The 14,467-nt window shown below is 57.7% G+C and carries 10 protein-coding genes; all 10 read left to right on the forward strand.

All coding sequences use genetic code 11. The features are described 5' to 3' along the window. Nucleotides 1-27 precede the first annotated feature (27 nt). The 10 genes from H567_RS0102035 (at nucleotide 28) to H567_RS0102090 (ending at nucleotide 14,463) form a co-directional block, all read left to right on the forward strand. Nucleotides 28-348 carry a hypothetical protein gene (locus H567_RS0102035; protein ID WP_153306013.1) on the forward strand — a complete coding sequence of 107 codons (321 nt, stop codon included), beginning with the start codon at nucleotides 28-30 and terminating at the stop codon, nucleotides 346-348. 205 nt (nucleotides 349-553) lie between these two features. Then, nucleotides 554-4,990 carry an FAD-dependent oxidoreductase gene (locus tag H567_RS0102045; protein WP_153306014.1) on the forward strand — a complete coding sequence of 1,479 codons (4,437 nt, stop codon included), beginning with the start codon at nucleotides 554-556 and terminating at the stop codon, nucleotides 4,988-4,990. Between the two features lie 582 nt (nucleotides 4,991-5,572). Further along, nucleotides 5,573-6,004: a hydrogenase iron-sulfur subunit gene (locus H567_RS29250; protein ID WP_208598313.1), complete on the forward strand. Its 432-nt coding sequence runs from the start codon at nucleotides 5,573-5,575 to the stop codon at nucleotides 6,002-6,004. After that, nucleotides 6,004-6,954, forward strand: a complete 951-nt coding sequence (locus H567_RS0102060; protein ID WP_028320118.1) for a 4Fe-4S dicluster domain-containing protein — start codon at nucleotides 6,004-6,006, stop codon at nucleotides 6,952-6,954. Before H567_RS29250 ends, H567_RS0102060 begins: the two co-directional genes overlap by 1 nt. A 74-nt stretch (nucleotides 6,955-7,028) precedes the next feature. Beyond that, complete coding sequence (locus tag H567_RS0102065) at nucleotides 7,029-8,072, forward strand: 4Fe-4S dicluster domain-containing protein (protein ID WP_028320119.1); 1,044 nt, start codon at nucleotides 7,029-7,031, stop codon at nucleotides 8,070-8,072. Nucleotides 8,073-8,219: 147 nt separating this feature from the next. Continuing rightward, complete coding sequence (locus H567_RS0102070) at nucleotides 8,220-9,062, forward strand: FAD/NAD(P)-binding protein (protein WP_028320120.1); 843 nt, start codon at nucleotides 8,220-8,222, stop codon at nucleotides 9,060-9,062. Between the two features lie 407 nt (nucleotides 9,063-9,469). Next, nucleotides 9,470-9,898 carry a hypothetical protein gene (locus H567_RS0102075; RefSeq protein WP_028320121.1) on the forward strand — a complete coding sequence of 143 codons (429 nt, stop codon included), beginning with the start codon at nucleotides 9,470-9,472 and terminating at the stop codon, nucleotides 9,896-9,898. 40 nt (nucleotides 9,899-9,938) lie between these two features. After that, entirely contained in the window at nucleotides 9,939-10,622 is a 684-nt protein-coding gene (locus H567_RS22575) for a CDP-alcohol phosphatidyltransferase family protein (RefSeq protein ID WP_051184401.1), read from the forward strand. Beyond that, nucleotides 10,619-11,062: an NUDIX domain-containing protein gene (locus H567_RS0102085; protein ID WP_028320122.1), complete on the forward strand. Its 444-nt coding sequence runs from the start codon at nucleotides 10,619-10,621 to the stop codon at nucleotides 11,060-11,062. The genes H567_RS22575 and H567_RS0102085 overlap by 4 nt, the downstream gene beginning before the upstream one ends. A gap of 26 nt (nucleotides 11,063-11,088) precedes the next feature. Next, nucleotides 11,089-14,463 carry an AsmA-like C-terminal region-containing protein gene (locus H567_RS0102090; RefSeq protein ID WP_161626543.1) on the forward strand — a complete coding sequence of 1,125 codons (3,375 nt, stop codon included), beginning with the start codon at nucleotides 11,089-11,091 and terminating at the stop codon, nucleotides 14,461-14,463. Nucleotides 14,464-14,467: the final 4 nt, after the last annotated feature.

Here is a 14,467-nt window from a genome sequence, read left to right on the forward strand (position 1 = left end):
CAGCGCGCGCCGAATGGAAACTAAGCGTTGATCGGGCGGCTGGGTGTGGTTAAAATAGCTTCATACGGGAGTGGAGAAAAGGCTGTTCCCGGCTGGGAGCATAATAAGATCCATCCGGGAATGATTTCCCGGAAAAACCCGGTTTCCAACCCGGAAATGAGGATTTTCTCGCCACACCCTTCAGGTGCTCAGTCCCAACGCTTTGGCGTGAGGCTGGTCCCGGTTTTTTTCAATATCAAGGAAATCAAGCGTTTGCGCGGAGGCGACCTGCAGGTCGCCGCACAAGCAAACGTGCAGATTGACGCCGAGATTGGCCAAAAAGACCATTTCCGGATGAAAACAAAATAGCATCGGGGTAAGGTTGATTCAAGCCGTTTTTGGAAGAGGAATGGGGATCAAAGCGGCGTTTTTGCGTGTAAAGACGAGCGGTTCAGCCCGTAGCCGAACCATATTTTGGTTGACAATTTTCGGCGCTCCGGAGTAAGGTGCGCTGTGGCAACTGGGGAGACCTGAGAAGGTCGCTTTTCTGACAGATTGCTTTGAGGAGAATGAGATGCCCGAGAACGTGGTAGGTTCCGTCATGGTAGTAGGCGGTGGGATCGCGGGGATGCAGGCGGCGCTGGATCTCGCGGATTCCGGATATTTTGTTCATCTGGTCGAGAAGTCCTCCGCCATCGGCGGTGTGATGAGTGAACTCGACAAGACATTTCCCACCAATGACTGCGCCATGTGAATTATCTCTCCTAAACTGGTCGAGGTCGGCCGGCACCTGAATATCAATTTAATCACCTGCGCTGAAATCGTGGACGTCGCAGGAGAGCAAGGTTCCTTCACCATTACCCTGAACAAGACCCCTCGATATATCGATCCTTTGAAATGTACGGCCTGCGGAGATTGCGCCACAGTCTGTCCCGTCAACCTGCCGAGCGAGTATGACCAGGGCCTTGCCGAGAGAAAGGCGACCTTCAAGAAATATGCCCAGGCGATTCCCGGCGCATTCTCCATTCAGAAGGCCGACAAGGCGCCCTGCCGGTTGGCCTGCCCTGCCGGCCTGAATGTTCAGGGCTACGTGCAGATGGTCAAGCAGGGGAAGTACCAAGAGGCCTTGCGAATCATCATGGAGGATCTGCCGCTTCCCGGCGTCTTGGGGCGTATTTGCCCCCATGGATGCGAGGATGCCTGCCGCCGCTGCGAGGTGGACGATCCGGTGGCCATCCGGGACCTCAAACGATTGGCGGCGGACCGGTTCGACCCGAGGGAGATCACGGTTTCCTGTCTTCCGAAGCGGGGAGAAAAGGTGGCGATCATCGGCTCGGGCCCGGCAGGCCTGAGTGCGGCTTACCACCTCGCCAGGAAGGGCATCCAATCGACGATTTTCGAGGCGCTTCCCGCTGTGGGCGGAATGCTCCGCGTGGGGATTCCCGGTCACAGGCTGCCCCGCGAAGTTCTCGATCGGGAAATAGAGGTTGTTACGCGCCTGGGGGTCGAGATCAGGACCGGTACGGCGCTTGGCCGGGATATCACGTTCGAAGGCCTTTTTGAGGAAGGCTACGGCGCAGTCTTCCTGGCGATGGGGGCTCACAAGGGCATCCAGCTGGGGATACCGGGGGAGAAGGCCCAGGGTGTTCGCCAGGGCGTCGACTTCCTGCGGGAAGTCAACCTGAAGGGAACTGCGCCCGTCGGTCGAAAGGTCGCTATCATCGGCGGCGGAAATGTTGCGATCGACGTGGCCCGTTCGGCGGTTCGGCTGGGGGCCGAGGAGGTCCACATCATCTACCGGCGTACGCGGGCGGAGATGCCTGCCTGGGAAGAGGAAATCCGGGCGGCCGAAGATGAAGGGGCCAAGATCACCTATCTTGCCGCTCCGCAGGAGGCCCTGGTGGAGGATGGCCGTGTGGTGGCGTTGCGCTGCATCCGAATGGAACTCGGCGAGCCGGATTCCTCGGGCCGTCGCCGTCCTGTTCCCCTGCCGGGCAGCGAGTTCGAGATCGAGATCGATCAGCTGGTACCCGCGATCGGGCAGCGTCCGGATCTGTCACCGGTGGAGGACACGGAAGACCTGGTGCTGACGCGCTGGGGGACCGTCGAGGCCGATCCGGTCACCTTCGCAACAGGGAAAAAAGGGGTCTTTGCGGGCGGGGACGTTCAGACCGGTCCCTGGGTGGCCATTGGTGCCATCGCTGCCGGAAGGGAGGCCGCCGAGTCCATTGTACGGTACCTGGATGGTGTCGATATGGCAGCGGGCAGGGAATTCGCTGCCAATCCCGAGCCGGTCTATCGACCGATTCCTCCGGATGCGGCGGTGCGCCGTCGCGCCCGGATGCCCGAGCTCGATCTCGAGGCCAGGAAAGGCAGTTTCAAGGAGGTCGAACTTGGCTACGACGAAGAGGCGGGCCTCGAAGAGGCCGCGAGGTGCCTGAACTGCGGGTATTGCTGTGAATGCTACCAGTGCGTGGAGGCGTGCGGCGCCGGGGCAGTCACCCTCGAAACGCACCAGCAGAAGCCCGAGGCCGCTCAGCTGAATGTGGGCTCCATCATTCTCGCCCCCGGATTCCGCCCCTTTGACCCCAGCCGGTACGATACCTACAGTTACAGCAAATTCCGCAATGTGCTCACTTCGATGGAATTCGAGCGCATCCTCTCGGCGTCCGGTCCGACGATGGGTCACCTGGTGAGATTGTCCGACCACAAGGAGCCCCGGAAGATCGCCTGGCTGCAGTGCGTCGGATCACGCGACATCAACCGGTGCGATCATGGATACTGCTCCTCGGTCTGCTGCATGTACGCCATCAAAGAGGCCGTCATCGCCAAGGAACATGCTGGGAACGCTTTGGAGTGCGCCGTCTTTTTCATGGATATGCGCACGCACGGCAAGGATTTCGAGCGTTATTACGATGATGCGCGGGGCAAGCACGGCATCCGCTTCATCCGTTCCCGGGTCCACACGATCGATGAGTTGGAGGAAAGCGGGGATCTGATTCTCAAGTATGCGAACGAACAGGGGGAATTTATCGAGGAGCCCTTCGACATGGTCGTCTTGTCCATCGGGCTCGAGACGGATCCCGCGGCTGTGCGGCTGGCCGGAGAATTGGGCGTTGAGCTGACAGAGGGTTCGTTCTGCAGGACGACCTCTTTCGATCCTGTCGCTACGTCGAGGAAGGGCGTCTATGTCTGCGGCGCCTTCCAGGGGCCGAAGGACATTCCACAGTCCGTGATCGAGGCCAGTTCTGCTGCCGCGGACGCCGGTGCCCTGTTGAGGGAGGGGCGCAATACCCTCACGAGGGAAAAGGAGACACCCACCGAACGGAACGTCCTCGGCGAGCGGCCGCGGATCGGCGTGTTCGTCTGCCAGTGCGGGATCAACATCGGAAGTGTGGTGGACGTCCCGGCTGTCCGGGCCTACGCGGAAGGGTTGCCCTACGTCGAATATGTGGCGGACAACCTTTACACCTGCTCTCAGGATACGCAGGACATCATGAGCCAGGTCATCAAGGAGAAGAACCTGAACCGGATCGTGGTGGCCGCCTGTACACCGAAGACCCACGAGCCGCTGTTCCAGGAAACCTTGATCAGCGCCGGTCTGAACAAGTACCTCTTCGAGATGACCAATATCCGCAACCAGGACTCCTGGGTGCACAAGGAAAACCCCCAGGCTGCAACGGAAAAGGCGAAAGACCTGGTCCGGATGGCTGTGTCCAAAGTGGCTCTGATGGAGCCGCTTGCAGAAACCAGCCTGGAAGTCAATCAGAAGGCGCTGGTGATCGGAGGCGGCATCTCTGGCATGGTTGCGGCCAGGACCCTGTCGGAGCAGGGCTATCAGGTTTGCCTGGTGGAGCGGGCCGGCGCCCTGGGAGGGCAGGCGAGAAACCTTTTCCGCACCTGGAAGGGGGAGGATGTCCAGTCCCATCTCGGGAACCTGGTCCGGTCGCTCGAAACGGATTCCAACGTCGATGTCCGCCTCAATACCACGCTCGAAAATGTCGAGGGGTTTGTCGGAAATTTCAAGACCACCCTGAGTTGCGGGGATTCGCGGGAAGAGGTGCTGCACGGGGTAGCGATTGTCGCCACGGGTGCCCATGAGTGGCGGCCCGATGTTTATGAATACGGCAAGGATCCCAGGGTTTTGACACACCTCGAACTGGACCGCCGGTTCATCGAAAACGACGGGGAACTCAAAAAGCTGGAAAGCGCCGTTTTCATCCAGTGTGTGGGCAGCCGAGAACCGGAGCGGCCCTACTGCTCCCGGGTGTGTTGCACCCATTCGATGGAAAGCGCCCTGCACTTGAAGGAACTCAATCCCGACATGGAAGTGTACATTCTGTACCGGGACATGCGAACCTACGGGGAGCGAGAGTATCTCTATCGGAAGGCGCGGCAGGCCGGCGTCATCTTCGTCCGGTATTCCCATGAGAAGAAGCCTGCAGTACGGGTTGGAGCGGATGCCCTCGAGATTGTGGTGGATGACCACATCCTGGGACGACCGGTCCTGATCCGCTCGGATTTGTTAGTGCTGGCGTCCGCCATTATCCCTGAGAAGGATGAGGCATTCGCGCAGCTGTTCAAGATCCCGATGAACGCCGATGGGTTTTTCGTGGAGGCCCATGCCAAACTGGGTCCTTCGGAGTTTGCGACCGACGGGGTGTTCCTGTGCGGCACTGCGCATTATCCGAAGCCGATCGACGAAACGGTGGCCCAGGCTAAGGCTGCCTGCTCGCGGGCTGTGACCCTGCTGGCCAGGAAAACCGTGCAGGTCAGCGGCACGGTGGCCCAGGTCATCCCGGCATACTGCAGCAGTTGTGGTGTATGCGTGAGCGTCTGTCCTTATTCGGCTCCGTCGTTCATAGAAAAGGGGCCTTTTGCGGGGAGGGCGGAAATCAATCCGGTGCTTTGTAAAGGGTGCGGGTTGTGCGTTGCTTCCTGCCGTTCGGGAGCGATCAACCTGAAAGGCTTCGGGACGGATCAGATCATGGCGATGATCGATGAGATCTGATTCGTGCTCATCGCGATGATTGTCCGGTACGAGCGAGCCTTCCATCCGGAAATGCCATCTCCGGCCTTCCGGTGGTCTGAGATGGGGGCAGCGGCAAAGGGCTGCAAAGACGCCGGCTATTTGGCGTAACCCAGTTTCCAATCTTGAGACAGGGGCTTTTTGCTCCTATCCAGGAAATCAGGTGTTTGCGCTGAGGCGGCTTCAGGTTGCCGCACAAACAACCGCGTAGATGGGTGCACATCCGGAAAGATTTCCCGGGACAACCCGGTTTCCAATCCGGAAATGAGGGGTTTTTGTCAATATCTAAGGAAATCAGCCACCTGCTTCGAGGCGGCCTTTAGGTCTCCTCACAAGCAGACGTGCAGATTGACGCCGAGATTGGCAAGAAAGACCATTTCCGGATGAAAAAAGGATTGACGCCGAGACCGGAAAAGGCCTTTAACGGGAGGGATGGAACCATTGGGTGGGTGCCCGGCTCCCGGTTTCGGCGGGAACGGGGTGCCTTGCCTGCCATACCAGATCCGATGTTCGCATGGAATATCGTCAACGTATTTACGAATACAGGACCAGGAGAATGCAACAATGAGCGAATGGGAACCCAAGATCACGACATTTCTTTGTCATTGGTGCAGCTATGGCGCAGCCGATCTGGCGGGCGTCAGCCGGCTCCAATATCCGCCCAACTTCAGGGTCATCCGTGTTCCCTGTTCAGGACGGGTGAGCCCCAAGTTCATCTTGGCTGCCTTCCGGCACGGTGCCGACGGCGTCTGGGTCTCCGGGTGACACCCGGGAGACTGCCATTACCTGGAAGGTAATTACTACGCGCGGAGAAAGTTCGCCCTTCTGAAAGGGCTGCTGGAACACATCGGTATCGAACCGGGGAGGCTCAATTTTTCCTGGATCTCATCCGCTGAGGCCACCAAATTCGTTGAAGTGGCCAACAAAGTGGCGGACGAAGTGCGGGCCTTGGGGCCTGCAAAGTACTTGATCAAACAAAGAGCCGAGGTGGCATGATGTTGGAATATGCTGGCAAGATCAGAGAAGCAGCCAAGAAGCTGCTTGCCGATGGAAAGGTGGACGTATTCATCGGTTACCAAAAGGGGTCGGTCCCGATGATGAACGAGCCTGTCCTGGTGAAGGATCCGGAGCAGACGGAGATTCTGCACTGGGACAGTCACTGCGGTCTGAACCTCTGCAATTACCTGACCAAACGCACGGACAAGATCGGCATCGTCGCAAACGGATGCAATTCCCGGAATATTGTGACGCACATCATCGAAAACCAGATCGCACGGGATCAACTCTATATCGTCGGCATTCCGTGCGAGGGCATGATCGATCACCGCGCCGTGGTGAGGGCCGTCAAGTATCGTGAGATTACTTCCGTCGAGGAAGAAGGCGACCGGTTCACCGTGAAAGGCCCGGGATTCGAGGAGACATTTGCCAAGAAGGATTTCCTCCGCAGCAACTGTGTCATCTGCCGCCATCGCAATCCCGTTATTTATGACGAAATGCTGGGGGATCCCGTTCCGGAACAGACAGATGTCGATGCCTATGAGGATGTGAAAAAGATCGAGGGGATGTCCTCGGAGCAGAAATGGGAGTTCTTCAATCGGATGATCTCAAGATGCATCCGGTGTTATGCTTGCCGCAACGCCTGCCCTCTGTGCTACTGTCCGACATGCTTCGTCGACGAAAGCCGGCCGCAGTGGGTGGGAAAGAGCATCGATCCCACCGATACCATGACGTTTCACTTCCTGCGGGCCTATCACTGTGCCGGACGCTGCACCGATTGCGGTGCCTGTGAGCGGGTTTGCCCGGTCGGTATCCCTGTCAGGCAGTTCACCAAGAAACTCAACAAAGACGCTGAGGAACTTTTTTCCTGGGAAGCTGGTCTGACGCTGGATCAAAGGCCGCCCTTGGATGTCTATAAACCGGATGACTACAATGCGTTTATCCGGTAGACGGCGTTATCCACTGTCCGGATTCCGCCTGAGGGGTCATAAACCGCACAGCGAATAGACAAAAGGTAAATTCCATGACAGACAAGATATTCACTAAAGATGAGTGGTTGGAACGTCTTGGGGGCGTTAAAGGAGATTACAAGGTATTCGTACCGGTCAAGGATGGTGATTTTCACATGTTCGCCCCGATCGACAGCGGGAAAAAACCGGATTTCAGCTATCAGAATACGCGGCTTTCCCCCAAAGGCCTGGTCTATCCTCAGTCCGAGCGCATATTCGAATATTCCCTGGACAAGCAGGATGAGGATGCCTTTATCGTCAAAGAAGCCCCGAAAGACTACGCCCCTCAGGCCGTCGTCGGCATCCGGCCGTGCGATGCCCAGGCGTTTCAAATCGTGAAGATCAATTTCGACAATAAGGAATTCCGGGATCCCTGGTGGGTGCAACGTTTCGAGTCTTCGGTCCTGATCGGGCTTGGCTGCAACGAGCCCTGCGATACCTGTTTCTGCAACTCGGTCGGAGGTGGCCCTTTCTCCGAAAAAGGCCTCGATGCGTTGCTCTTCGATCTGGGCGATGCTTTCCTGGTCCGGGTCATCACAGAAAAAGGACAGGCATTTGTGGATAAAGTGGGTGGTGGGGCCGAAGCCGCCCAGGACGCAGTCGACAAGGCCAAGCGGCTTGCATTGGAGGCCGAAGGCCGGATGACGTCGAAAGTCCCTACCGACAAACTGAAGGACAAGGTGGTTCTGGATCTGTTCAATGCTCCGTTCTGGGATGAGGTGGCGTTTGCCTGCATCAACTGCGGAACCTGCACCTATCTGTGCCCCACCTGCTGGTGCTTCGACATCCAGGACGAGGCATACGGCAAACAGGGTGACCGCCTCCGAAACTGGGATTCCTGCATGTATCCGCTTTTCACCTTGCACGGGTCGGGCCACAATCCGAGAGACAAGAAATTTCAGCGTGTCCGGCAGCGTTTCATGCACAAGCTGAAATACTATGTCGATAAATACGGTGACGGCGTGCAGTGCTCCGGGTGTGGCCGTTGTGTACGCTATTGTCCGGTCAATATCGACATCAGAAAAGTTTGCGCCCGGATGAATGCATACGAAGGATAGCCTTTTTTACGTTCAGACGGCTGTAAGGTTTTATGCGCCGATGCTTCTGTGAGGTCTTTTCCTGGCCGTCTTCGATGAACGGGTGGGTCAGAGAGGTCAAAAGGCGTTGGAAGGATGTCAAGAACGCTTGAGACAGGGGGTGTTTCATTGAGAAATCCATATTTACCCTATCCGGTTCGGATTGATAAAATAACGACAGAGACCGTTGATCGGAACCTCAAGACCTTCAGATTTGTTTTTTTGAATCCGGAAGATGAGGAAAAATTCGCTTATACACCCGGTCAATTTGCCGAATTGTCGATTCCGGGCAAAGGGGAGATCCCCATCGGGATCGCATCTTCTCCTACGGAAAAAGGCTTTGTAGCCTTTACCGTCAACAAGGTCGGACTCGTTTCCTCTTATCTGCACAATATGCAGGAAGGGGAGGTCATGGGTATTCGAGGGCCGCTCGGCAACTGGTACCCATGGGACGAGATGGAAGGGCAGAACGTCATCATCGTGGGCGGCGGCTTTGCGTTTACGACCCTGCGGTCGAGCATCATTTATATGCTGGACCCCCAGAACAGGCCGAAGTTCAAGGATATCATCGTTGTCTATGGGGCCCGTAATCCCGGCATGCTTCTGTATCGGGATGAGCTGGCCGCCTGGGAGCAGAGGGACGACATCCACATGCACATCACCGTAGATGGAACGGATGACCCCGACTGGAAATACAATGTGGGGTTCGTGCCGGCCATCACGGAGAAGAAGATCACCAGTGCCGAGGATGCGATCGCCATCGTTTGCGGCCCTCCCATTATGATTAAATTTACCCAGCCGGTGCTGGAAAAACTTGGATTCCCGCCGGAGAAGATCATCCTTTCCCTCGAGATGAGGATGAAATGCGGCATCGGCATCTGTGGACGCTGCAATATAGGTGACCAGTACGTGTGCAAAGACGGTCCGGTGTTTTCTCTGGCGAAACTCAAGAAGATGCCGCCGGAATACTGATCCGTTTCTATGTGCAGGTGCGCGCAGGGCGCTTTCCAGGGAAGCGTCCGGAAGGGCCTTTGAGGCGGGGTCTGAATCCGGGTGGTTGAAGGCATGGTGACCAATGGTTTAGGCCGTGCCGAATCATCGAGGGGTCTCATCCGGCGCCGCGGATCGGTGGCGCTGCAGTGGCCTCAGTGAAAGGTGCTTCTTTGTTCTTCTGGCCCGTTGCAGAAACGTTCTTGAGAAGGGCCCTGGGGACCGCGAAAGGATGAAAGTGGGGTGGGTAGCAATCCTATCCCACTTTTTGTTGCGCCCTCGAAAAGAAGGTGTTTTCAGACCGTGCGTCGATCCCCGTGCCCTGCTCCACGAAAAGACCCTTCCCCTTTATTCCTGAAGCGATATCCAACGAGGAGCGAGTACAAGAAATGGCCGACGAAAACCCTATCGTCTCTCTCATCGGAAAAGAATCCTTTCGGTGGCTTTCCGGATCCTTCAATCAGGCGACCCTCCTCGCGGAGGTGCCTTATGAAATCCTGACGGCCGTGGCCGCGATCGATGTTTCGACCCGCGATTTCGGGGCGGATCGAAATGCCGTGACTGCCATTGCGCTTGTCACGTTTGCCTACCGTTTGGCTGGGCGCAGGCAGCAGGCGCATCTCGGACCGAGAGACCTTCTGCTCGTCAAGGTCTTGGCCAAAGAGGAACTGAAGCGCAGAGACGGTCGAAGCGCTTTCCTTCGAGTACCGGAAGCGTTGCCACTGTTCGAGATTGTAACAGGCGAGGTAGGGGACCGCATTCGTTCGATGGCGACGATCAACAGCCCTTTCTGCGCCGGGGTGCATAGGGTTTCTTGAGCCCTTCAACATCCGTTCCCGGCGCTCCAGGAGGCCGTTTGTGAAAACATTCGACATGAGGGAAATCGGCGGAAAGATTCGCGTCCGCTACTATGCCCTTCTGGGCCCGCTCGAGTCGGTGTTGACCAGGTTGAACATCCATCCGGATGCGCTGACCTTTGCGGGGCTGATTCTGAGTGCTGTTGCCGGGCTTCTGGTCGGGGGAGGGTCTTTTTTCTGGGGCGCCTGGGTCATTGCCCTGGCCGGGGTATTGGACACGCTTGACGGTAGCCTTGCCAGAAGCACGGGGCGGGCCTCGAAGTTCGGGGCCTTTTTTGACAGCACGCTCGACCGCTATGGCGAGGCTTTCATCCTGATCGGATTTGCATGGTTTTTCGTGGGCGGGGGTGCTTCGGTGTCGGGGGTTGATACACCGGCCGGTTCAACCGTTGCTCCCTGGACGATCCTGTGGATCCTGCTGGCAATGGTGGGGTCTTTTATGGTAAGCTACACCCGCGCGAGGGCTGAAGGGCTTGGATTAGAGTGCAAAGAGGGATGGTTCCAACGGCCTCAGCGTATGGTTTTGCTGGTGATCGGAGGGCTTTTGGGGGCGTTGCCGGTCGCCGGACCTTATCTTCTCAAGTGCATCCTTTTTCTCCTTGCCTGTCTGTCGAATGTGACGGCTGCCCAGCGAATCCTGCTGGTGCGGAAGGCCCTCTCCTCGAAAGAGCCTCTGGTTCCATGAAAACCGACCTGATCTGCCCCCATTGCGGAGGCAAAGTGACCGCCTATCGCAATCCTTTTCCAACGGTGGATGCCATCATCGAATTGGAAGACGGTGGGATTGTGTTGATTCGCAGAAAGAATCCTCCCTATGGCTGGGCGCTGCCCGGTGGATTCGTCGATTACGGTGAATCGCTCGAGGCGGCGGTGAAGCGGGAGGCTTTGGAAGAAACCGGTCTGCGGATAACGCTTCGATACCAGCTTGGCGCCTATTCCGACCCGACACGGGATCCGCGTTGGCACACCATCAGCGTGGTATTTGTGGCACAGGGCGAGGGGGAGCCGAAGGCGTCGGATGATGCGGCCGAGGTCGGTATCTTTTATCGAGGAGGGCTTCCTGAGCATCTTGCCTTCGATCACAAAACGATTCTGAGAGACTACTTCACGCGATGCGGCGAATGATCCTGAAGGTGCTCATCCCCCCTCTAATGTTGATCGTATTGGGGGGGCTCCTGATGCTGTTGTCGGACCGCCTGGTTCAGGACCCTGCGGTTCAGACCTATTTCCTCAAGCAAATCGGTGGAAAAATCGGATTCGACCTTGCTGCAGAAGAAATCGCCGTCAACTGGCTGCACGGGATAGGTATCCGGGCTAACATGGCCGAGGCTGTTTCCCATTCAGGCAATATGCGGATGGAGGCTGCGGACCTCAGGATCGTATTGTCCCCAATCGGGTTGCTTCAGGGGGAGATCTCACCGACTCGCATCGATGTATATCAGCCTATTGTCCACCTGCGGTCCCTCCCGGGGGAGCCGGCGGGAGCGGCCGTTGGTTGGGCCGACGGGGTCTTTCCGGTGTTGCTGCGTCAGTTCGGAGAGCTTGTTTCTTTGCATCTGGAGGACGGCCGCTTGGATTTGAACGGCGGGTCGGTCCGATTGAAGGACTTCGATCTCATTGCAGAGCAGCGGGTGAACGCGCCTTTAACGGTCGATTTCAGGACCCGTGGACGCCTCATCCATGACCGGCGCGAGTCGATCCTTTCTCTGGAGGGCGAGGTGAAGGAGGACGCGGTTCATCCAGAGGCGCCGCTCTGCCGGATGCGTCTTGAAGGCCGTTCGTTCCCGATCCGGTGGTTGCCTTGGCCTTCTTTCATTCCCTGGCAGGGCGGAAGGATGGACATGGACATCTCGCTGAGCGGCAGCCGGGCTCTGGGTTTTAGTGCGGATGCCCGGCTGAAGGGAAGACAGTGCGCCTTCGAGATTCGAAACGCGGAGCGGAGCAAGTCATACCGTTTCAGCGAGTTGGTATTGAACACAACGGCTGCTTATGCTGATCGGCGCATCGACCTGACTTCTTTCACACTGCAGGGCCCCGGTTTTCATTTTACCGGTTCCTCCGGATTCGATCTGAAGAATCCCAAAGATCCGGAGATCCTTATCCTGGCCAGTAGTGATGCAATCGCGTTGAAGGATTTTATGCCCTTGATCCCGGATTCGATTCTGCCTGCCTGGTTAGAGAAAGACCTGTTTCCGCTTCTGCAGGATGGAGAGGCGGTCTTGGACGGAATTCGCGTGGCTGGGTCCGTGAGCCGCATCGGATCCCTGGGTGACAGGAGAAACGCCGACACGCTCTCTCTCTCGATAGGCTGGAAGGGGTTGACCGCCGATACGCCTTGGGCCCCGGTTCCTTTTCGGGAGATTCCGGGATCGCTGGATATCGCGAATGGGGAGTTGAGGATCTCGGGTATCAGGGCGCTTTTCGGGCAATCGGAACTCCAGGAAGGGTCGATGATCATCTTCGATCTCTATGAGGATCCCCCCGTTTTCGATTTTTCCCTGAAGGGACGATTGGACGCTTCCGACCTTGCAGCCATCGCCGGGAGGGTGCCGCTGCCGCCCGGCTTGACGGGATGGGTCGAGCGCACGAAGCCCGAATCGGTCGGCGGCCGCATCGAGGCCGATGTCCGGGTCGCCTACGTGTCAGGAGCGGCCTGGCCGGTCCTGCAGAGCGGCGTTTTCGAGGTGGTCGATGGGAGATGGTCCCCGGATGATGCGACGGGGGTCCTGCACGTTGAGCAAGGGACCCTGCAACTCGATCTCGCCGGGGAAAGCCGCTTTTCCAGCCGTTTTGACTGGGAAGGCTCATCGTTAGAGATGGAGGGCGCCTTCGGCCCGGGCTGGGAAGACGGATGGAGTCTGAGCGGTCAAGGCGGGATCGATTTCTTGAGGCTGATGCAGTATACCGGGATCGTGTCGCCGTGGCTGCCGGCCTTTCCCCAAGACGTTCCATGCCGGTTTTCCCTGAAGGCCGTGGACGCGGGATGGCAGATTGTGGCTGAAGCGGACATTTCCGGCATGACATGGGATGCGCCTACCTTCTCGATGAAACTGCCGGATCAGGGTTGCCGGGTGGCGTTCGACGGCACGTACCTCCCCGAAAGGAATAAACGGATTTCCGGCAAGGCCTTGTTTTCTTTGCAGAACGCAACCGCCGAGGTCACGGGATTCGGCGATGTCGACAGGCTGCAGGTGTCGGTTGCCTCATCTTCCTTGCCGTTGAAGACGCTTCATTTTCGCCCCACGCTGGCTGGGCGGGTCCCCCTTGAAGGGGTCCTGAAGGGAGATCTCGATCTGGTCATCCCGACGCACTCTCCGGAGGACTTCTCGGCCGAGGGCTTCTTGTCAGGTCAGGACATGGCGTGGACCCTGCCGATGACTTCCATGTCGATTCGCGAGGGGATGTTCGCGTTGGCCTTGGACGGCGAGTCGTGCGAGCTCACTGAGCTTTCGCTTCTGCTGGACGAGGGCCATGTATCCGGGCGCGGCACGTTCGACTCGCTCTGGAGGGCCCCGAGCGGTGATGTGCACCTGGAGGTCGAGCGTGTCGATTTCTCTCGTCTTCTGGAGTCGTTGAAGAAGGTGGGCGCAGGGGAATCCGGACGGAAAGACTGGGATTTCCCCCAGAAGGCCGATTTGGGGTTTTCGGTGGCGATCGATCAGGCCGAGTGGAACGGGCGCGGATGCGGGAAGTTGAAAGGCGAGTTGACCCTGGCCGGCGGAGCCCTCTCTGTGGAAGATGTCCTGCTGCAGCTGCAGCAGACGCGCATGACCCTGAAAGGCTCGGTGCGCCGGGGTGGATCCCCTTCGATCGAGGTTTCGGCCCATGTCCTGTCGGAGGAGCAGCCGATCAGTGAAATTGCGGGTCTTTGCGGGTGGAAGCCCACCGAGATCGAAGGGCGTCTGAGTATGGAAGGTTTTTTTTTCACACGCGGGAAGCGATTTTCGGATCTGACAAAGAACATGGATGGCCGGGCAAGGGTGAAGCTCGAAGACGGGATCATCAGACGATCCAACCTGATTGTCAAGATATTGGAATTTCTCAGTCTGCAGAGGATCGTCGACCGGCGGCCGGATGATATCTCCCGTGAAGGATTCTACTTTCAGAGCATCGAGGGGCAGATAGCGGCCGAAAAAGGGGTTCTCGAAAGCGACGACCTTCTGATCAGGAGCCCGGCCTTCAATGCCGCAGTCGAGGGGTCTCTCGATCTCCGGACGCAAACGGTCGCAATGGATATGGGTGTCCAGCCCTTGGGGACCATCGACAGCCTTGTGAGCCGAATTCCGGTGGTGGGTTATATATTGAGTGGTGAAGACAAGACCGTTCTGGTGTATCGTTTCAAAATCCACGGACCGGTTGACCAGCCGGAAATCGACTACGTTCCCCTGAAGGACATCGGAGACAGCATGAAGGGTTACATGGAGCGATTGATCGGTACACCGTGGCGGCTTCTCAAAAAGATAGGCAGAATCAGCAGAGAGATCGAACAGACCGAACCCTTGGAGCCTGCGGAAGAAGGGCTCTAGACGC

Origin of the sequence: Desulfatiglans anilini DSM 4660, assembly GCF_000422285.1 — a bacterium.
Classification (GTDB): Bacteria; Desulfobacterota; DSM-4660; order Desulfatiglandales; family Desulfatiglandaceae; genus Desulfatiglans; species Desulfatiglans anilini.